The 20,530-nt window shown below is 59.7% G+C and carries 19 protein-coding genes; 13 read left to right on the forward strand and 6 right to left on the reverse strand.

The window, feature by feature from the left end; translation table 11 throughout:
- Positions 1-34 precede the first annotated feature (34 nt).
- From cmk to cysM, 11 genes are all read left to right on the forward strand, one after another.
- Positions 35-703, forward strand: a complete 669-nt coding sequence (gene cmk / locus H2Z84_RS17400) for a (d)CMP kinase (protein ID WP_181837070.1) — start codon at positions 35-37, stop codon at positions 701-703.
- Positions 704-797: 94 nt separating this feature from the next.
- Positions 798-2,489 carry a 30S ribosomal protein S1 gene (rpsA, locus tag H2Z84_RS17405; protein ID WP_103525166.1) on the forward strand — a complete coding sequence of 564 codons (1,692 nt, stop codon included), beginning with the start codon at positions 798-800 and terminating at the stop codon, positions 2,487-2,489.
- A 7-nt stretch (positions 2,490-2,496) separates the two neighbouring features.
- Entirely contained in the window at positions 2,497-2,811 is a 315-nt protein-coding gene (locus tag H2Z84_RS17410) for an integration host factor subunit beta (protein ID WP_045846200.1), read from the forward strand.
- Between the two features lie 141 nt (positions 2,812-2,952).
- Entirely contained in the window at positions 2,953-3,246 is a 294-nt protein-coding gene (locus H2Z84_RS17415; protein WP_181837071.1) for a LapA family protein, read from the forward strand.
- A gap of 71 nt (positions 3,247-3,317) precedes the next feature.
- The gene (gene lapB, locus H2Z84_RS17420) at positions 3,318-4,478 is read left to right on the forward strand and encodes a lipopolysaccharide assembly protein LapB (RefSeq protein ID WP_103525164.1); all 1,161 of its coding nucleotides are present in this window, start codon (positions 3,318-3,320) and stop codon (positions 4,476-4,478) included.
- Positions 4,479-4,496: 18 nt separating this feature from the next.
- On the forward strand, positions 4,497-5,243 hold the full coding sequence (gene pyrF / locus H2Z84_RS17425; RefSeq protein ID WP_103525163.1) for an orotidine-5'-phosphate decarboxylase: 747 nt from the start codon (positions 4,497-4,499) through the stop codon (positions 5,241-5,243).
- A complete protein-coding gene (locus H2Z84_RS17430) occupies positions 5,240-6,559 on the forward strand; it encodes a UDP-glucose dehydrogenase family protein (RefSeq protein WP_181837072.1) in 1,320 nt (439 codons plus the stop codon). The genes pyrF and H2Z84_RS17430 overlap by 4 nt, the downstream gene beginning before the upstream one ends.
- A 6-nt stretch (positions 6,560-6,565) precedes the next feature.
- On the forward strand, positions 6,566-7,528 hold the full coding sequence (rfaE1, locus tag H2Z84_RS17435; RefSeq protein ID WP_181837073.1) for a D-glycero-beta-D-manno-heptose-7-phosphate kinase: 963 nt from the start codon (positions 6,566-6,568) through the stop codon (positions 7,526-7,528).
- Positions 7,529-7,555: 27 nt separating this feature from the next.
- Positions 7,556-8,137, forward strand: coding sequence for a DUF924 family protein (locus tag H2Z84_RS17440; protein WP_181837074.1), 582 nt, complete (start codon positions 7,556-7,558; stop codon positions 8,135-8,137).
- An 11-nt stretch (positions 8,138-8,148) separates the two neighbouring features.
- Positions 8,149-9,144 (forward strand): ADP-glyceromanno-heptose 6-epimerase, encoded by a 996-nt coding sequence (gene rfaD, locus H2Z84_RS17445; RefSeq protein ID WP_181837075.1) that lies wholly within the window; start codon positions 8,149-8,151, stop codon positions 9,142-9,144.
- Between the two features lie 124 nt (positions 9,145-9,268).
- Entirely contained in the window at positions 9,269-10,183 is a 915-nt protein-coding gene (gene cysM, locus H2Z84_RS17450; RefSeq protein WP_181837076.1) for a cysteine synthase CysM, read from the forward strand.
- Positions 10,184-10,252: 69 nt separating this feature from the next.
- Here cysM and H2Z84_RS17455 read toward each other — a convergent pair whose 3' ends face one another.
- The 3 genes from H2Z84_RS17455 to H2Z84_RS17465 all read right to left on the reverse strand — a co-directional run bounded on the left by H2Z84_RS17455 (position 10,253) and on the right by H2Z84_RS17465 (position 13,076).
- Positions 10,253-11,431, reverse strand: a complete 1,179-nt coding sequence (locus tag H2Z84_RS17455) for a DUF3734 domain-containing protein (RefSeq protein ID WP_181837077.1) — start codon at positions 11,429-11,431, stop codon at positions 10,253-10,255.
- 106 nt (positions 11,432-11,537) lie between these two features.
- On the reverse strand, positions 11,538-12,320 hold the full coding sequence (locus tag H2Z84_RS17460) for a 3-hydroxybutyrate dehydrogenase (RefSeq protein WP_181837078.1): 783 nt from the start codon (positions 12,318-12,320) through the stop codon (positions 11,538-11,540).
- A gap of 15 nt (positions 12,321-12,335) precedes the next feature.
- Positions 12,336-13,076, reverse strand: a complete 741-nt coding sequence (locus H2Z84_RS17465; protein WP_181837079.1) for an acetoacetate decarboxylase — start codon at positions 13,074-13,076, stop codon at positions 12,336-12,338.
- 296 nt (positions 13,077-13,372) lie between these two features.
- On the opposite strand from H2Z84_RS17465, the gene zapE reads away from it, so the two are divergent.
- The gene (gene zapE / locus H2Z84_RS17470) at positions 13,373-14,536 is read left to right on the forward strand and encodes a cell division protein ZapE (protein ID WP_181837080.1); all 1,164 of its coding nucleotides are present in this window, start codon (positions 13,373-13,375) and stop codon (positions 14,534-14,536) included.
- A 48-nt stretch (positions 14,537-14,584) separates the two neighbouring features.
- Here zapE and H2Z84_RS17475 read toward each other — a convergent pair whose 3' ends face one another.
- From H2Z84_RS17475 to earP, 3 genes are all read right to left on the reverse strand, one after another.
- Positions 14,585-15,127 carry a DinB family protein gene (locus H2Z84_RS17475; protein WP_181837081.1) on the reverse strand — a complete coding sequence of 181 codons (543 nt, stop codon included), beginning with the start codon at positions 15,125-15,127 and terminating at the stop codon, positions 14,585-14,587.
- A gap of 102 nt (positions 15,128-15,229) precedes the next feature.
- Positions 15,230-15,793 (reverse strand): elongation factor P, encoded by a 564-nt coding sequence (gene efp / locus H2Z84_RS17480; RefSeq protein ID WP_103525153.1) that lies wholly within the window; start codon positions 15,791-15,793, stop codon positions 15,230-15,232.
- 57 nt (positions 15,794-15,850) lie between these two features.
- The gene (gene earP / locus H2Z84_RS17485) at positions 15,851-17,041 is read right to left on the reverse strand and encodes an elongation factor P maturation arginine rhamnosyltransferase EarP (RefSeq protein WP_258869462.1); all 1,191 of its coding nucleotides are present in this window, start codon (positions 17,039-17,041) and stop codon (positions 15,851-15,853) included.
- Between the two features lie 132 nt (positions 17,042-17,173).
- Between earP and H2Z84_RS17490 the strand changes: the two genes are divergently transcribed.
- A complete protein-coding gene (locus tag H2Z84_RS17490) occupies positions 17,174-20,503 on the forward strand; it encodes a DUF748 domain-containing protein (RefSeq protein WP_181837082.1) in 3,330 nt (1,109 codons plus the stop codon).
- Positions 20,504-20,530: the final 27 nt, after the last annotated feature.

Consider the following 20,530-nt stretch of genomic DNA (forward strand, 5'->3'; position numbering starts at 1 on the left):
CGTCGTCGTGTGCTACAGGATGCAAGTCAAGCCCATGTCAGTTCCCGTTATCACCATCGACGGCCCTTCCGCTTCCGGCAAGGGTACTGTCGCCGCCATCGTTGCCCAGCGCCTGGGTTTTCATTACCTCGACTCTGGCTCGCTCTACCGCCTGCTTGCCCTGCATGCGCGCACGCACGATGTGGCATGGGATGCCGAGCAGCCGCTGGCCGCGCTGGCCACCACCTTGCCAGCTGCTTTCGAGCAGGGGCGGGTGTGGCTGGATGGCAACGATGTCAGCGAAGACATCCGGGCGGAAGAAATTGGTATTGGCGCATCGAAAGTGGCAGCTCTGCCCGCAGTACGTGCTGCGTTATTGCAGCGACAGCGTGATTTTGCCGTACTTCCGGGCCTGGTGACCGATGGCCGCGACATGGGTTCGGTGGTGTTTCCGCAGGCCGCGACCAAGATTTTTTTGACGGCCAGCGCGGATGAACGTGCAGCGCGCCGCCATAAGCAGTTGATCGGCAAGGGGGAATCTGCTAACCTCCCACGGATTCTGCAGGACATTATCGATCGGGACACGCGCGATGCGGCCCGGGCGGTAGCGCCGCTGCGCCAAGAGCCGGACGCCTTTCTGCTCGACACTACGGAGCTCACCATCGACCAGGCGGTCGAAACGGTCCTTCGTTGCTTCGGGCAGTCCCAGGCCTCCGGCATATGATTTTTTAAAGGGCAACGCTTGCTGCACTGCAAGAAGCGCCCTGTGTTCAACCCTAACCCCGCACGCCGCAAGGTGTGCACCGAGAGTAAGCTTGATGACTACCCTCTCTATGGAAAACTTTGCCCAGCTGTTCGAAGAAAGCCTGACCCTTCACGACATGCGCGTGGGCGAGGTGATCACTGCCGAAGTCGTTGCAGTTGATTCCAACTTCGTAACTGTAAATGCCGGCCTGAAGTCCGAATCCCTGATTCCGGCCGAAGAATTCAAGAACGACGAAGGCGTTGTTGAAGTTGCCATCGGCGACTTCGTGACTGTTGCCATCGACGCGCTGGAAAACGGCTTTGGCGAAACCAAGCTGTCCCGTGAAAAAGCCAAGCGTCTGGCTGCATGGGTTGAGCTGGAAGAAGCGCTGGAAACCGGTAAGATCCTGTCCGGCCTGATCTCTGGCAAGGTCAAGGGTGGCCTGACCGTTATGGTCAACGGCATCCGCGCCTTCCTGCCGGGTTCCCTGGTTGACGTGCGTCCGGTGAAAGACACCACCCCGTACGAAAACAAGAACATCGAATTCAAGGTTATCAAGCTGGACCGCAAGCGTAACAACGTGGTTGTTTCGCGTCGTTCGGTTCTGGAAGAAACCCTGGGCGAAGAGCGCAAGGCTCTGCTGGAAACCCTGAAAGAGGGCGCCGTTATCAAGGGTATCGTCAAGAACATCACCGACTACGGTGCGTTTGTTGACCTGGGCGGTATCGACGGCCTGCTGCACATCACCGACCTGGCATGGCGTCGTGTGAAGCACCCGTCCGAAGTTCTGGCTGTTGGCGACGAAGTCGAAGCCAAGGTCCTGAAGTTCGATCAAGAGAAGAACCGTGTATCCCTGGGTCTGAAGCAACTGGGCGAAGATCCGTGGGTTGGTCTGTCCCGTCGCTACCCGGCCAGCACCCGTCTGTTCGGCAAGGTAACCAACCTGACCGACTACGGCGCATTTGTTGAAATCGAACAAGGCATCGAAGGTCTGGTACACGTGTCCGAAATGGACTGGACCAACAAGAACGTACACCCGTCCAAGGTCGTTCAGGTTGGTGACGAAGTTGAAGTCATGATCCTGGAAATCGACGAAGACCGTCGTCGTATCTCCCTGGGCATGAAGCAGTGCCTGGCTAACCCGTGGAACGAGTTTGCCGACAACTTCCACAAGGGCGACAAGCTGAAGGGCGCCATCAAGTCGATCACCGACTTCGGTGTGTTCGTTGGCCTGCCGGGCGGTATCGACGGCCTGGTTCACCTGTCCGACCTGTCCTGGAACGAAACCGGCGAAGACGCCGTGCGCAAGTTCAAGAAGGGTGACGAGGTTGAAGCCGTTGTTCTGTCCATCGACGTGGAAAAAGAACGCATCTCCCTGGGCATCAAGCAACTGGAAGGTGATCCGTTCAACAACTACGTTGCCATGAACGACAAGGGCGCTCTGGTCAAGGGTACCGTGAAGGCTGTTGATGCCAAGGGTGCAGTTATCTCCCTGGACATGGACGTTGAAGGCTACCTGCGTGCTTCCGAGCTGTCCCGTGACCGCGTGGAAGATGCCCGTACCCTGCTGAAGGATGGCGAAGAAGTGGAAGCTGTGATCATTGCCGTGGATCGCAAGTCCCGCAATATCAGCCTGTCCATCAAGGCCAAGGATGCTCAGGAAGACAGCACCGCCATGAAGAACCTGTCGGTTGACAGCGCTTCGGCTGGTACTACCAACCTGGGTGCTCTGTTGAAGGCCAAGTTGTCCGGCTCCAACGAGTAATTGCATCATGACCAAGTCTGAGCTGATCGCGCGGCTGGCAGAACGTCTTGCCGAGCGCAATTCTCAGTTGGTCTACAAAGATGCTGAGCTGGCTGTCAAAACCATTCTGGATGCGATGGCCAGCAACCTGGCACAGGGTAGCCGCATTGAAATCCGCGGCTTCGGTAGCTTCGACCTGAACTACCGTCCGCCCCGTGTGGGCCGTAACCCGAAATCAGGTAGCAGTGTCTCGGTTCCTGAGAAATATGTGCCGCATTTCAAGGCCGGCAAGGAATTGCGCGAACGGGTGGATCTGTCCCTCTTGGAGCAGACCCAGGCCTGATTGCCGCGAATCCCGGTCTAGCAAGCCAAATCAAAGCGCCGCTTTTGCGGCGCTTTTTCTTTGTTTGACTCTCCTCTTGCTTGGGTTGCAGCACACTATCGTTTAAACTTGCACTCCGGTAACCCTCTCCGAGTAAAGAGCATGCGCTACATCGTGCGTATCATCGAATTGGCCCTGCTGGTTTTCCTGATTGCCGTCACCGTGCAAAACAGCCACATGGTCGAGTTCAAGTTGTTCTTCGGCCAGTTCTGGTCGGCACCGTTGATTGTCTTCCTGCTGGTGTTCTTTGTTGCAGGCGCTGCTGTCGGATTGCTGGCCACCTTCTCCTACTATCTGCGCATGCGCAAAGAGCTGTCCCAGCTCAAGAAGGAATTGCGTAACCGTCCGCCCAGCAGCAAGGTCGCCGTCGATCCCAGCGACGCACTGGCCGACTAGGCCTGTTCTGTTCAGGCCCTGCTGCCATGCGCGCGGGGCCGGCCTCTTACCCTCCTTGAAGGAAGCATTCTTTGGAACTGGATTTGTGGTGGCTGCTGTTATTCCCGGCCTTCTTCGGTCTGGGCTGGCTGGCAGCGCGGGTGGACATGCGTACCGTATTGAAGCAGGCCAAGTCGGTGCCCACCGGCTTTTTCCGTGGTCTGGATGCTCTTGTGGATGACAAGACCGACATCGCGGCGCGTGCTTTGGCCGAGGTGTCGCGCCAGCAGGGTTCTGCACCTGAACTGCAACTGACCCTGGGCAAGCTGTATCGCAAGCGTGGCGAGAACGACCGGGCCATTCGTCTGCATCAGCGCATGCTGGAGTCGTCCGACCTGCCTGCTGAACAACGCGACATCGTGCGCAACGAGCTGGCGCAGGATTTCCGCAAGGCTGGTCTGGTGGATAGGGCCGAAGAAATCTTGCTGAAACTGTTGGGCGGCAATATGGCGCTGGCAGCGCGACGTCAGTTGCTGGATATCTACCAGCAGGATCGTGACTGGAAAAAAGCCATTGAAACCGCCAAGGAACTGCGCAGCGATGCCCACTCGTTTCAGCACGAAGTGGCGCAGTTTTTCTGCGAACTGGCGCAGGGCGAGCTGTACCGCTCCAATTATCCGGCGGCCCGCACCCTGGTGGCCGAAGCCATGCAGGCCAATCGCAAATGTGTGCGTGCCAGTCTGATTCTGGGCGATATCGAATTTGCCGAAGGCAAAATCGAAGCAGCCATTGCGGCATGGCAAAACATCGAGAAACAGAATTACGAATACTTGTCGATGGCGGCAGAACGCTTGTTCGACGCCTACGAGAAACTGGACAAGCCGCAGGAAGGTATTGCCCTGCTGCAGGGCTACCAGAAGACTTTCCCGCAACTCGAGCTGACCGACCTGCTGTATCAGAAACTGTCGGCCTACGAGGGCGAGGAGCGGGCGTTGGAAGTAGCCCGTCAGTCGGTCCATGCCCGTCCTAATCTGATGGGCGTTTACCGCCTGATCGAAGCGCAGATGGACGAGCTGTCGCCAGAAGGGCGCATGGATGCCGAAGTGGCCCGTGCCCTGATCCAGAAACACGCGGCGCGCCTGACGGTGCACCGCTGCAAGTGTTGCAATTTCCGCTCGCGGGCCTTCTTCTGGCATTGCCCCGCCTGCGGCGAGTGGGAAAGCTTTACGCCCAACCGCTCGGAAACTCATTGATCGTATTCAGGAGAAGACATGAATCCGCTAATTGCCGCCGGTCAGGACCTGCAACCGGCATCTCCTGTCGTCGTGGCGCTGGATTTTGCCGATGCGCCGTCGGCTCTCGAATTTGCAGCCCGCCTCGATCCGCAGCAGTGCCGGCTCAAAGTGGGCAAGGAATTGTTTACCTCGACCGGGCGTGGCCTGGTGGAAAGCCTTGCCGCGCGAGGCTTTCAGGTATTTCTTGATCTGAAATTCCATGACATTCCCAACACCGTGGCCCATGCCTGCAAGGCTGCTGCCGAGGCCGGGGTATGGATGGTGAATGTGCATGCCTCCGGTGGCCGCCGCATGATGGAAGCGGCGCGCGAAGGGCTGGCGCAATACAGTCAGCGCCCGCTGTTGATTGCCGTCACCGTGCTCACCAGCATGGAAGCGGCCGATCTGGCGGAAATCGGCATCACCGCCTCGCCGCAGGAGCATGTATTGCGGCTGGCTACCCTGACCCGCGACTGTGGCCTGGATGGTGTGGTGTGCTCGGCACAGGAAGCGCCGATGCTCAAGGCCGCGCTGGGCAAGGAGTTCCAGCTGGTTACGCCGGGCATCCGCCTGGCAGATAGCGCTGCCGATGATCAGCGCCGGGTGATGACCCCGGTGGCAGCACTGGAGGCCGGTGCCGATTATCTGGTGATCGGTCGCCCTATCACCCGTGCCGATGTGCCGCTGGATGTGCTGCACAAGATCAACCGCGATATCGCGCTTTACCGGGCAGAGCAGGCATGAAAATTACCGTTGTCGGTTCCGGCTATGTCGGTCTGGTGACCGGTACCTGCCTCGCCGAAGTGGGCAACCATGTGCTGTGTCTGGATGTGGACCCGGCCAAGATTGCCACCTTGCAGCAAGGTGGTATCCCCATTTACGAACCCGGCCTGGACGACATGGTGCGGCGCAATGTCGAGGCCGGCCGTCTGTCCTTCACCACGGATATCCCCGCCGCCGTTGCCTTTGGTGAAGTGCAGTTCATCGCCGTAGGCACCCCCCCGGACGAAGATGGCTCAGCCGATCTGCAATACGTGCTGGCTGCCGCGCGCAATATCGGCCTCTACATGAGCGAGCCCAAGGTGGTGGTGGACAAATCCACCGTACCGGTTGGCACGGCCGACAAGGTCAAGGCGCAGATCGCCGCCACCCTGGCGGAACGCGGTGCCGACATTGCTTATAGCGTGGTGTCCAATCCCGAATTCCTGAAGGAAGGCGCGGCCATCGAGGACTTCATGAAGCCCGACCGCATCGTGGTCGGTGCCGAGGATGAACGCGCCATCGAGCTGATGCGCCGCCTGTACGCACCGTTCCAGCGTAATCACGACCGTATCCTGTTCATGGATGTGCGCTCGGCCGAGCTGACCAAGTACGCTGCCAACGCCATGCTGGCCACCCGTATTTCCTTCATGAACGAGCTGGCCAATCTGGCGGAAGATCTCGGTGCCGATATCGAGCTGGTGCGGCGTGGTATTGGCTCTGATCCGCGCATCGGCTACCACTTCCTGTATCCGGGGGCCGGCTATGGCGGCTCCTGCTTCCCGAAAGACGTCAAGGCGCTGGTGGCCAGTGGTCGCGAGCAAGGCCACGCCATGCGCGTGCTGACGGCAGTGGAAGAGGCCAACGAAGCGCAAAAGCGCCGGCTGGTGGACAAGCTGGTCAAGCGTTTTGGCGAGGACCTCCGTGGTCACCATTTTGCGCTGTGGGGCTTGGCCTTCAAGCCGAATACCGATGATATGCGCGAGGCTTCCAGCCGCGTCATCATTGCGGAACTGATCCGCCGTGGCGCTACGGTTGCCGCTTATGATCCGGTTGCCGCCGACGAAGCACGCCGCGTCATGGGTGATCTGCCGGGGTTGCGCTTTGCCGACGACATGATGGCAGCCCTGCATGGGGCAGATGCCTTGCTGGTGGTCACCGAGTGGAAGATGTTCCGGGCGCCGGACTTTGACGCCATCAAGGCCAGCCTCAAGCATCCGGTGATTCTGGATGGCCGCAATATGTATGACCCGGCTTGGCTACGCGAGTTGGGTTTCGACTATCAGGCGATAGGACGCTAAAACCGTATGAATCTGTTGCAAGAACTGGGGTTGGACCGTGCCACGCTGAGCGCAGATCTGGCCCATGCACGTGTGCTGGTGGTGGGGGACGTGATGCTGGACCGTTACTGGTTTGGTGATGTCTCGCGCATTTCGCCGGAAGCACCGGTGCCGGTAGCCCGTATTGGTCGCATGGAAGAACGCGCCGGCGGAGCAGCCAATGTGGCGCGCAATATCGCCAGTCTGGGAGGCAAAGCCTCCATCCTGTCGGTGGTGGGCGATGACGAAGCAGCCACTGCACTGGAGCGACTGATGCTGGAAGACGGCATCACCACCTTGCTCAAGCGTGATGCTGCCATTTCCACCACCATCAAGCTGCGTGTGGTGGCGCGGCAGCAGCAATTGATCCGGCTGGATTTCGAAGATGCACCCAGCCGCGAAATCCTGGCAGACAAGCTGGAACAATACCAGGCCGTATTGGCCGAGCATGATGTGGTCATTTTGTCCGACTATGGCAAAGGCGGCCTCACCCATGTGACTCGCATGATCGAACTGGCGCGTGCCGCGGGCAAGCCGGTGCTGATCGACCCCAAGGGCGATGATTATGCCAAGTATGCTGGTGCCACCCTGCTGACACCGAACCGCAGCGAGTTCAAAGAGGTGGCCGGCAGCTGGCACAGCGAAGAACAGCTGATAGCCAAGGCCCAGGCGCTGCGTGCCGAACTGCAGCTGGATGCCCTGCTGGTTACCCGTAGCGAAGAGGGCATGACCCTGTTCCGTGCCGAAGGTGCCTTGCACCAGCCTACTTTCGCGCGCGAGGTATACGACGTGTCCGGTGCGGGTGATACGGTGATCGGCACCATGGGCCTGGCACTGGCGGCGGGGTTGTCGCTGCCGCTGGCCATGAGCCTGGCCAATGCCGCTGCTGGCATTGTGGTGGGCAAGCTGGGTACGGCCGTTTGCACGCAGCAGGAATTGTTTGCTGTTTAACGCTGATCGCAAGGCAGGAGTAGGTGCATGACGACAGTACTGGACGAGGTAGTGCAATGCTGGTTTGGTGGCCGTGCGCCAGAGCAGATGCAGCAGCCGCAAGCCAAGTGGTTTCGCAAAGATCCTGACTTCGACCAGCTACTGCAGCAACGCTTTGCCAATACGTGGCAAGCGGCCATGGCCGGGCAGCTGGCCATGCCCTCGGCAGACGAGCTACTGGATCTGCTGGGCTACATCATTCTGACCGATCAGCTGTCACGCAATATGTATCGCGACACCGGCCAGGCCTTCGCTAGCGACACGCTGGCCCTGGCTGCAGCACGACAGCTGGTCGATGCTGCGGCTGACCAGGCCTTGCCACCGATGGCACGGGTGTTTGCCTATCTGCCCTTCGAGCATAGCGAACAACTGGCCGACCAGGATGTGTCGGTGGCGCTGTTCCAGACACTGGCAGCCTATCCGTACAGCGCCGAATTTATCGACTACGCCCAGCGGCATCGCGACATCATCCGGCGTTTTGGCCGTTTTCCCCATCGCAATGCCCTGCTGGGCCGCCCCAGCACACCGGAAGAGCTGGCCTTTTTGCAGCAGCCCGGTTCTTCTTTCTGAAAGGACGCACAATGACTATCGTGGTTACCGGCGCCGCCGGTTTTATCGGTTCCAATATCGTCAAGGCGCTGAATGCGCGCGGCATCACTGACATCATCGCTGTGGACAACCTCACCTCCGGTGACAAGTTCCGCAATCTGGTCGACTGTGAAATCGCCCACTATCTGGACAAGCACGATTTTCTGAATCTGCTGCTGGAAGGCGAGTTCGAGGGTGAGATCAGCGCCATCCTGCATCAGGGTGCCTGCTCCGACACCATGAACCACGACGGCAAGTACATGATGGATAACAACTATCAGTACACCCTGGCGCTGTTCGATTACTGCCAGCACGAGGAAATCCAGTTCCTGTTTGCCTCCAGCGCGGCTACTTATGGCAAGGGCAGCATCTTCAAGGAAGAGCGCCAGTACGAAGGCCCGCTCAACGTTTACGGTTATTCCAAATTCCTGTTCGACCAGGTACTGCGCCAGCGCATGAAGGAAGGCTTGTCTGCCCAAGCGGTTGGTTTCCGCTACTTCAACGTTTACGGCCCGCAAGAACAGCACAAGGGCCGCATGGCTTCAGTAGCCTTCCACAACTTCAACCAGTACCGTGAACACGGTAAGGTCAAGCTGTTCGGCAGCAATGATGGCTGGGGCAATGGCATGCAAAGCCGCGACTTTGTCTCGGTGGAAGACGTGGTCAAGGTGAATCTGTACTTCCTGGACAATCCGGGCAAGAGCGGCATTTTCAATCTGGGTTCCGGCCGTGCTCAGCCGTTTAATGACGTGGCGGTATCTACCGTCAATGCCTGCCGTCGCCACGAAGGCAAGCCGGCGCTGAGTCTGGACGAACTGGTGGCACAGGGCATCATCGAGTACATCGAATTCCCCGAGGCGCTCAAGGGTAAGTACCAGAGCTTTACCCAGGCCGATATCGGCAAGCTGCGCGATGCCGGCTACAGCGCGCCGATGCTGACGGTTGAGCAGGGCGTGGATCGTTATGTGGACTGGCTGATCAGCCGCTGATTGCTGCCCGCCATCCCGAAACCGCCATGCCCTGTGCTGGCGGTTTTTTTATTGCCAGCCTGTTGCCGCTTGGTTATTTGATTAGAAATAACGGTTCGACTGCCTCTTAGCACCAGGTCGTATAATGGCGCTCTGCCAAGGAGACTCACTCGTGTACAAGTATCTGGAAGACTTCGTCGGCCATACGCCGCTGGTTCGGCTCAAGCGCATGCCGGGGGACAGCAGCAATGTGGTGCTGCTCAAGCTGGAAGGCAATAATCCGGCTGGTTCGGTCAAGGACCGCCCTGCGCTGTCGATGATTCGCCGCGCCGAAGCGCGTGGCGACATCAAACCGGGGGATACCCTGATCGAGCCTACCAGTGGCAATACCGGCATTGCGCTGGCCATGGCAGCGGCGATGATGGGTTACAAGATGATCTTGCTGATGCCGGAAGGCTCCAGCGCCGAGCGCGTGCAAACCATGCGAGCCTACGGTGCCGAGGTGATTCTGACCACGAAGGAAACCTCCATGCCGGGTGCCATCGACGAAGCCCACCGCATGCAGCGTGCCGGGCTGGGAGTGATTCTGGACCAGTTTGCCAACCCGGATAATCCGCTGGCGCACTACGAAAGTACCGGGCCGGAAATCTGGGCGGACACCCAGGGTAAGGTCACCCACTTTGTTTCCAGCATGGGCACTACCGGCACCATCATGGGTAATAGCCGTTATCTGAAAGAACAGAATCCGGCCATCCAGATCATCGGCGTGCAGCCGGAAACCGGTAGCCAGATTCCCGGCATTCGCAAATGGGAAGACGAGTACCTGCCCAAGATCTGCGACTTTAGCCGTATCGATCAGCTGATTCATGTGTCGCAACAAGAGGCGGAAGACACAGCCCGCCAACTGGCGCGGGAAGAGGGCATCCTGGCCGGGCCGTCCTCCGGTGGCGCACTGGCGGTGGCGCTGCGACTGAACCAGCAACTGGAAAACGCGGTCATCGTGTCCATTGTTTGCGACCGTGGCGACCGTTATCTGTCCACCGGGCTGTTCCCTTTGTAAAGCAATGCCACCAGGATAATAAAAAGCCGTTCCTCAGGAGAACGGCTTTTGTTTTTTCAGCCTGAGGTGTCAGCGGTGGACATCGTGACTGACAAAGGGCTGCTCGGCGCTGGGCATGTTCAGCCAGCCGGGGCGGCGTAGACTGTTGCGAATGTCCTGATAACCGCTATGCCAGTGCTGGCGCATGGTTTGCAGGCCAAACTGGTAGTCCTTGTAGTGATCATCGTAAATCTTGTCCTGATAAATCAGATGCACCACGTTCAGGCGCTGGCAGTTGGCGGCGTGCCGGGCGGCCAGAAATGCTGGCGAGCCGTGTTCATGCTCGGGTACCAGCGCCATCAGCTCGGATAGCAGTTCGCGGTACTGTAGTTCCTGGCGCAGCACATCGGTCACCATGCGGGTGCGGCTGGAATACTGGATGTCCTTTTGCCGCATCGCCACTTCCTTCATATTGCCGGGCAAATTACCCCGCGCACTCCACAGGTCTACTTGGAAGGCCAGGGTGTTGTGGCGGTTTTCCTTGCTGATCAGCTGGCTTAGCGGTGTATTCGACACCACACCGCCATCCCAGTAGAACTCGCCGTCGATTTCCACCGCCGGAAAACCAGGCGGCAGGGCGCCAGAGGCAATGAAGTGCTCCGGTCGCAGCTTTTGCCGGGTATTGTCAAAATAGACAAAGTTGCCGCTGCGGACATTGACCGCTCCGACGGATACCCGCATCTGACTGCTGTCGTTGATACGGTCGAAATCGGCCAGTTGCTCCAGCGTCTGCTTGAGCGGGCTGGTATCGTAAAAACTGATTTCCGCCGGACTGCTGGCATGTTGCAAGGCCCAGGGCAGGCGTGGCCGGTAAAAGCCGTTTTGTCCCTCCAGCATCGAACGCCAGGCTTCCCAGCCGGCCAGCAGGTGCTGCATGCTGGCTGGCCAGTGCTCGGAGTCCAGCATGGCCAACGGTGTGGCAGGCAGGATGGGCGGCTGGCAGATGGTTTCCCAGAAGCGGCGCAACTGGTCGACACGTTTATTGGGCGGATTGCCGGCAATGATGGCGGCGTTCAGTGCGCCAATGGAAATGCCGGCCACCCAGTTGGGGTGTAGTTCGGCTTCGGCCAGTCCCTGATACACGCCGGGCTGGTAGGAACCCAGCGCGCCACCGCCCTGCAGCAGCAGGGCAACGACATTGTATTGATGGCCGGCCGGCAGGCTGGCACTGTGATAAAGGTGGTGTTGCGGATCGTAGCCAACGCTCATGCAATACTCCGTTTGCACATTCCTGTGCGCTTGTTGCTGGTCTGCGAAAGGAGGGGGCCGCCTGTTGCCTCCTTGTCAAGACACTGGCAGCCCCGTGCATTACCGCTTATTGCATATACCAGCCGTGGCTGACCACCACCGACTGGCCGGTCAGTGCCGCGCTGGGGAAGGCTGCCAGGAACAGCGCCGTCTGGGCGATATCGTCCACTGTGGTGAACACGCCATCCACCGTGTCGCCCAGCATCACGTGCTTGATGACTTCCTCTTCGCTGATGCCCAGTGTCTTGGCCTGTTCAGGAATCTGCTTTTCCACCAGCGGGGTGCGCACAAAACCAGGGCAGATCACATGCGAACGAACATTGAATTCAGCCCCTTCCTTGGCCAGTACCTTGCTTAAGCCCAGCAGCGCGTGTTTGGCGGCGACATAGGCCGATTTCAGCTTGGACCCTTCATGCGAGTGCACCGAACCCATGTAAATGACGGTACCGCCGCGCTTGTCCTTGTACATGTGGGGCAGGGCGGCGCGGGTAGTGAGGAAGGCTCCATCCACATGGATGGCCTGCATTTTTTTCCAGTCGGCAAAGCTGAAATCCACTAGCGGGCTGATGATCTGGATGCCGGCATTGGAAATCAGGATATCCAGCTGGCCAAAGGCATCCACTACCGCCTGGGTGCCGGCGATGACGGCTTCCTCGTTGGTGACATCCATGGCTACGCCCATGGCCTTGCCACCGGCCGCTTCGATTTCGCTGGCCGTGGCCTGGGCCGCTGCCAGATTGATATCGGCGATGGCTACAGCTGCGCCTTCGCGGGCATAGGTTTCGGCAATGGCACGGCCGATACCGCTGGCGGCGCCGGTAATCAGGGCAACTTTTCCTTGCAGTTTCATGGGGCTTCTCCTGTGTCAGACCAGATAATCAAATTCGACCTTGCCCAGACCCAGCGTCAGGTCGGCAACATAATGTTTGGCGCCCAGTATTTCCAGCACCGGCAGTTCCGCTACCGGAGCCAGTGCATGGGCAAACAGTGACAGCGCTGCCGGGCCGCTCCATGCGCCGTGTACGGTGACATCCAGCATGGGAAAGCTCACCAGCTCGCAGATGCGTGCCGTGCCATCGACATGGGGGATGATTTTCAGCAGGTAGTTCGGTGTCGTGCGCAGACTTTCGGCAATGGCCTGCCCGTCCAGTTCCCGGTGCTTGTAACCCATGGTACCGGTGGCCACGCGCACCGGACCGTAGTTCAGCTCACCCACCAGGGTGTCGGTGTGTACTTGCAGGCGCGGGCTGGCCATCTTCTTGGGAAAGCCCCACAGCTCGCGGCCGCCGGCGGTTGGCGGGTGGTCATTCAGGTACATGGCATGGGTGTAGTTGCCCGGTTTGCCCTGGTAGGAAACCGGAATCACCTGACCGCTTTCGGTGTAATCGCCAAAGCCGGTGGAATCCGGCATGCGGATGAATTCGAAATTGACTACCGGCTCGGTCATCTGTAGTGGCTCTGGAATGACTGCGCGCAGTTTTTCCGGATCGGTACGGTAGCTGATGATGAAGAATTCCCGCTGGTAAAAGCGGTAGGGGCCGGGTGGAAAGGCCGGGCTGCTAAAGGGCATGGCAAAGGCTTGCCGACGAATCTGTTCGATATTCATGGCCGTACCTGTAAGGAAGTCGTGCGTTGCTGGGGTGTAAGTCGCCATGGACAGCCGGCGACAGCCTGTTAAGAATGTCTGGTGAGGCGGGGCATAACCAGATGGTGATGGCCGGCCTAATTGTCAGGGATGATTGATTGCAACTGCGTGTCCGGCATTGTTTTTCACTTGACCGGCAGCGTGCCGATTCGGGTTATCATGCGCTATTAATCGCCGGACGGGCAGGGCCCGCGGTATGGCTTCATTGCGCCGGTGCTCACCTGCGCCACAACACCAACAACAGAACAGCACACATCATGTCCCAGCATACCTTTTCCCCGGAGGGCAACGCCCTGACCAGCCCCAAGGCCTGGTATCAGGCCGCCAGTGAAAAGCCCGGTTTCATTCATGACGCAGCACAGGCAGCTGCCATCGAAGAGCTTGATGCGCTGTGGCATCAGTTGCTGGAGTTCAAGGACAAGCGCAACCGCTTCCTGGGCCGCAGCCTGCGCAGCCCGGATGTGCCGCGTGGCCTGTATTTCTGGGGTGGAGTAGGGCGGGGCAAGAGCTTCCTGATGGATGCCTTCTATGCCTGCGTGCCCTACCGCCGCAAGCGCCGCATCCATTTTCATAATTTCATGGCCGAAGTGCACCGCGAGCTACGCCTGCTGGCTGGCAGCAAGGACCCCTTGCTGGCCTATGCCGACAAGATCGCCCGTGAAACCCGGCTGCTGTGTTTTGACGAATTTCATGTCAGCGACATTGCCGATGCCATGATGCTGGGCCGCTTGCTCAGTGCCTTGTTCGAGCGTGGCGTGGTACTGGTGACCACGTCCAACTATCCGCCGGACGGTCTGTATCCCAATGGCCTGCAGCGACAGAACTTCCTGCCCACCATCGAATTGATCAAGCGCGAACTGAATGTGCTGAACGTGGATGGCGGCAATGACTATCGCCTGCGTGAGCTGACACGCGAACCCTTGTTCATGGTGCCAGACGATGCCGCGGCCGAGGCACGCATGGAGGCCATGTTTACCCGGCTGAGCAGCGAGACGCTGATCGCCAAGCAGGAAATCGAGATTTTAGGCCGGCATATCCCGGTGAAGAAGCTGGCACCAGGCATGATCTGGTTTGATTTTCCGGCCATCTGCGACGGCCCGCGCGCGCAGACCGATTACCTGGAAATCGCTACCGAATTCCACACGGTGTTCATCAGCGGCATTCCCAAGCTGCAGGCCAAGGATGCTTCCATTGCGCGGCGCTTTACCTGGCTGGTGGATGTGTTCTACGACAACCGGGTGAAGCTGATTGCTTCGGCTGCGGTGGAAATCGACGATATCTATACCGATGGGGTGCAGGCCAGCGAGTTTTTCCGTACCGCCAGCCGGCTGACCGAGATGCAGTCCAAGAGCTATCTGGAGCTGCCGCACCAGAGTGCGGGCCAGACCCACGACCAGCCGCCGCCGGGCGTGGTGATCTGACGCTTGTTCCGGTGTGTAACGGCCAGATTTTCTCTGGCCGTTTTGCTGTCAGGCTGCCGGAATATCGTCGATCAGGGCAATCAGGTCGGTCACACCGACCTCGGCACCCAGTTGGCTGAGCAGGGTGCTTGCCTGGCCGCGATGATGGGTCTGGTGATTGAAGAAGTGCAGCAGCACGGCGTGAAAGTTCTTGCGCTGCGCCACGCCCTTGGTGTTGTGATAGGACAGGGCAAAGTCGAGGTGCTCTTCCTGTAGCTCGGTGCACAGGCTAATGATGCTGTGGTCCAACAGTTGGCGGTGGGTCTGCAGGGCAGGTAGCTCGGCAAACAGCAGGCCGTCCAGCGAGGCTGGGCGGGGAATATCCAGCACGGGCTGCAAGGCGGCAAAGGCGGCCGGATGGCCGGCAAAGCGCTGCAGCCATAGGGTGTCACCGACTGCGATATGGTTGAGCGTGCCAAGCAGGGAGCCGAAAAACGCGCCCAGGTCGCGTGTGATGGCCTCGGGGGGCAAGCTGGCTGCCGCTGCATACAGCTTGTCGTTCATCCATTGGTTGTAGCGGGCCAGCAAGGCCAGTTGGCTGCAGCGCGTCATGCGTTTCTCCTGAAAACAGCACCATACCGCAGCCTCTGCGAGAATGACAGGCAAAACAAAAGCGGCCCGTGGGCCGCTTTTTGCATGACATCAAGCAGGCGATCAGGCGCGCTTCTTGAATTCGCCGGTACGGCTGTCGATTTCGATCTTTTCGCCGGTGACGACGAAGGCCGGAACCTGTACTTCGAAAGTGGTGCCAACCAGACGAGCCGGCTTCAGAACCTTGCCCGAAGTGTCGCCACGTACGGCCGGCTCGGTGTATTCCACTTCGCGAACCACGGTGGTCGGCAGTTCTACGGAAATAGCCTTGCCATCGTAGAAGGTAACCTGGCAAACGTCTTCCATGCCGTCAACGATGTAGTTGAGTGCATCGCCCAGGTTGTCGGCTTCAACTTCGTACTGGTTGAATTCGCTGTCCATGAAGACATACATCGGGTCAGCAAAGTAGGAGTAGGTGCAATCCTTGCGATCCAGAACCACGACGTCGAACTTGTCGTCAGCGCGGTAAACGGCTTCGGAGCCGGTGCCGGTCAGCAGGTTCTTCATCTTCATTTTCACAACGGATGCGTTGCGGCCGGATTTGCTGAATTCGGCTTTTTGCACGACCATCGGGTCGTTGCCTACCATGAATACGTTGCCAGCGCGGAGTTCTTGTGCGGTTTTCATTGCTTGTAAAGTCCCAAACTCTTGATTGAACTCGGAAATCGGTTTCCGAAAAACGGGCTATTTTAGCCGGTTTTGTATGAATTGCACCAGCCGCATCCCCAAGTCTCCTTGCTTGAGCAACTTGTCCGGCCAATTGCGACTGTGCTGGTGCCATTGTGGCAGGCAGTTTTCCAGTTGCTGCCAGGCTGCCACCATGCCCTGGCCATGGTTCCAGGCATGGCTTGCCGCCTGCAGGGCACTGGCGGTTTCTGCGTCAATACCTCGACAGTAGTGTGACAAAAAGGCATCAAGCTTCACCATGTGGGCTGCATCTTCCTGGGGATAGATGTGCCAGATGAAGGGTCGACCAGCCCATTGTGCCCGCACAAAGCTATCTTCGCCGCGCACAAAGTTGATATCACACGACCACAGCGTCAGATCGTAACTGTCCTGATCGGTCATCGGCAGCACATGCACAGTCAAGGCCCCACGCGTGGCATGTTGCCCTGCCTGTAGCGGCTGTCCCAGTACGGCTTCGACATCAGCCAGCACCTTGCCCTCCGGCACCATGCAGTGCACCGGCATCGGGCTGCCTGTCCAGTACTCCAGCAGCTCGCGTGCGGCCGGGTTTTCATAGGCAAACAGGCTGACACGCCATTCCTCCGGCTGCTTTTCCGGGATGTCGAACATCTGCCAGAAGGCGCGTTGTGCCAGTTTGTCTTGTTGCCAGCGCTGACGGGTGGCGATCAGGCCGTCCTCACACAGCAGGCCGCCGGTGCTGTCGCTAAAGCCGGGAAAGAAAAAGTACTTGGTCAAGGGCAGGCGCGGGTGGGGCGAGGCCATGCCATGGCAGCCCTCCACCCAGTCTTCCGCCGACAGGTATTCCAGATTGATCCACACCGGCGCGGTGGCTGATGCGGCCATGGCCTGCTCAACGGCGTCTGGCAGACGGCAGCCAAAGGCTTCGATGACGACCTGCGCTGGCTGATAGCCGGCAAAGCCGTCGCCCTGACTCCAGCGGCGGATTTCGATGTCGTCCACCTGCTGTAGTGGGCTGGCCGGGTCCAGTAACGGGGCGATGCGGGAAAAACTCGCCAGATCATCCACCCACAGCCGCACCGGGTGGCCAAAGTCGTGGGCCAGTCGGCGGGCCAGTCGCCAGGCCACACCGATATCACCGTAGTTGTCGATGACGGTACAGAAAATATCCCAGCTGAGGCGTGCGGTGTGTGGCATGGCGGCGTGATGAAATGAAGGCAGGCGCAGCATAGCACGGGCTGCTTTGCGCTGTGCTGGTGTGGCTGGCGGTCAGGCTGCGCGAACAACTTTGCTAACAACATGCGGGTAACACTATTTGATAAAACAGTTAAAATGAAAGCTGATGCCTACAAGAAGAGTGTCATGAGCACAACTGATCAGAATTCTGGAAATCCCCCGTCGCTGGGCAAACCATCCCGTTGGCGGCGCTGGCTGGCCGGCCTGCTTGGCATCATCGTGCTGGCCTGGGGCTTTCTGGCGGGTATTGCACCGGGCATCGTACAAAGCCAGGCCAATAAATGGGCTGCCGGCATTGGTCGCCAGCTGAGCTTGGGTGAAGTCTCCATCAATCCGTGGAAAATGGCGGTGGAAATACACCGGCTGCAACTGGCCGAGGGTAAGGGTGAGCCGCTGTTCGCCGCCGACCGTGTCTATGTCAATTTCGATCCCACTGCGCTGCTGCTGGGGCGCTGGCAGCTGTCGGAATTCGCAGTGGACGCGCCCAAGCTGTGGGTCAAGCGTGACGGGCAAGGGCAGTGGAACTGGGCGCGCTTCATCAGCGATGCCAGCGGCCCGCCCCAGCCGAAAAAACAGGACAGCACCACACCAAAATTCCTGCTGCAGGCACTGGCCATCCGCAATGGCCAGATCATGGTCAATGACCAGATGGCAGGCAGTAACGAGCAGTTCAAGGTATCGCCGCTGAATCTGTCGCTGACGGATATTTCCACCCTGCCAGAAGCCGGTGGCTATCGCCTGCATGCCGCCCTGGGGGATGGCACCCAGCTGGACTGGAAGGGCAGCCTGCAATTGCAGCCTTTGCAATCGACCGGCCAAGCCAGCATCCGCGGCTTTACCCTGGCCAGCGTGTGGGACTACATCAAGCCGCAGTTCAATATTGCCAAGCCGCAAGGCGAGCTGTCGGCCCAGGCCAGTTATCACTTCGATATGAGCGGCAAGCGCGCCCAGCTGCAGATCAGCCCCTTCAATGCCCAGCTCAAGGGCTTGTTGATGCAGGCGCCGGCCAGCCAGCACCATTTTTCCCTGCCCACCCTCAATGTCAGCGGCGGCAGCTTCGATCTGCAAGGCAGCCGCCTGGCTATCAAGCAAGTGGCGCTGGAAGGCGGTAGCCTGGATGCGATGCGCATGCAGAACGGTATGATCGACTGGATGCTGGCGCTGCCGCAAAAGTCAGCTGCAGCACCGGCCACGCCTGCACGCAAGGAGGCAGCGTCGCCATGGTCGATTGCGGTGGACGATATCAAGCTGGCCAACTGGCAATATCGGCTGACCGATGCCGGTTTTGCCACGCCCTTGCAGTTGTCGGCTCGTTTGCCGCTGTTGCATGCCCGTTTTGCGCTGGACCCCAAACAGGGCTTTAGCGTTGACCGGCTGGCGGCCGAGCTGGCTGACATCAAGCTAGGCAATGGCGAGCGGGAGGAGCAGATCACGCTGGCCAAGGCCACGCTGCAGCCTTCACGCATTGTGGAGCACGGCCTGCTGATCGAACCGGGCGCGCTGGATTTGCAGGGCCTGGGCGTGGCCGTGGAGCGCAACAAACAGGGGCAGTTAAACCTGGCCCGGCTGTTTGCACGCGGCAAGGCCAATCCGCCCGCCAGCCAGCCAGCAAGTGCCGACAGCAAGAGCCAGCCGGGCTGGCAGTTGCATTACCCCGCGGTCAAGCTGACGGATGGCCAGTTGGGCTGGACCGACCAAACCCTGCCACGTCCGGTGACTGCCACGCTGCGCGCGCTGAACGCCACCTTGCAGCCTGATGCTGCCGGCCAGCTGGCGCTGGAACTGGCCGGTCAGCTGGAGTCCGGCCAGCTCAAGGCTGCGCTGCAGCTGGACCCGGCCACGGCCGCCGTCAAGGGCAAGGTAAATGCCCAGGCGCTGCCGCTGGCGCCGTTTGCACCGTATGGTTTGTCCGGTACGCCGCTGCGCATGAGTGGCGGCCAGCTGAATGCCCAGCTGGATGTGGAGTCCGCTAGCAAAGGCTGGAAAGTGGCGGGTACTGCCGGCATCAGCAGCCTGGCCATCATGGAGCCGGGTGAGAAGCTGCCGCTGCTGGGCTGGCGCAATCTGCGGGTCAACGGTATCCGTGCGCAGAGCACCCAGGCCGTGCCGCTCAGCGTGGCGGTACAGGATGTGCAGCTGGAAGAGCTGTCTGCCCGACTGATTCTGGATGCTCAGCGCCAGCTCAACTGGCAGCGCATTTTTGCGGCCAAGGCGGCTGCCACGCCGAAAACCGCAGCGACCGCCAAGCCGTCAGCTGCCAGTAGCATTCCGCCGGTGGAAATCCGCAGCATTCATCTGAATCGCAGCAAGGTGCAGTTTGCCGACCAGAGTATGAAGCCGAACTTTGCCACCCAGATGCACCATCTGCGCGGCTCGATCCAGGGCTTGTCCACCCGCCCAGGGCGCACCGGCACCATCACCCTGGATGGCGATGTCGATCAGTATGGCGATGTACGGGTGCGCGGCGCGCTGGCACCGCTGGCGGTGACCGACAACACCGATGTCACCCTGTCTTTCCGCAATATTCCGCTGAACAACCTCAATCCCTATTCCACCAACTTTGCCGGCTGGCGTATCAATGACGGCCGGCTCACCGTCGACCTGCACTACCTGCTCGACCATCGTCAGATGAAGGGGCAGAACCGGGTGGTGATCAACACCATCCAGCTGGGCGACGAGGTGCCGGACTACAAGGGTACGCGCCTGCCACTGCGGCTGGCCGTGGCCTTGCTTGAAGACAGCGATGGCAAGATCGATCTGGACCTGCCGGTGGCCGGTAGCCTGGACGACCCGCAATTCAGCTATGGCCAGATCGTGTGGAAAGCGCTGGTGAATGTGCTGACCAAGGTGGTGACTGCACCGTTCCGGGCCCTGGGGGCGCTGCTGGGCGGCGATGGCTTCGACAATGTGTTCTTCATTCCGGGTGAGGCCAATGTGGCCCCGCCGGAGCGCGAGAAGCTGGAAAAGGTGGCTGCGGTAATGGCCAAGCGGCCCAAGATGCAGTTGCAGATTGCTGGCAGTTTTGATCCGGCGGTCGACAGCAAGGAACTGGCCCGTGCCCGTATCGACAGCGCCATCCTGCAGACAGCCGGGCGCAGCCTGTTGCCGGGCGAGCCGCTGCCGGTTCCGGATCTGGCCGACCCAAGCATGCTGGATGCCATCAAGACGGTGTACGCCAAGCGGCTGGGTCGCCTCAAACTGATGGGGCATACCCTCAATCCGGGTGGTCCGGCGGGCAGTGCACTGGCCAAGCTGTTGCGGGGTGAACTGGTTGCGGCCGAAAAAGTGGACGATGCAGCCTTGCAGACACTGGCGCGCCAACGAGCCGAAAATGCCCGCAAGGTGATGATGCGGATTGACAACACTTTGGCCGAGCGCATCACGCTGGGCGAACCGGCCAAAACCCGCGCCGAACGGGACGGCATCGCCATTGGCATCAAGCTGGGCAGCAAGTAGACGGTAATTCGGCTTGATGTCCATCAA

It is taken from the genome of Aquitalea aquatica, assembly GCF_013911085.1.
In the GTDB taxonomy this organism is placed as follows: domain Bacteria; phylum Pseudomonadota; class Gammaproteobacteria; order Burkholderiales; family Chromobacteriaceae; genus Aquitalea; species Aquitalea aquatica.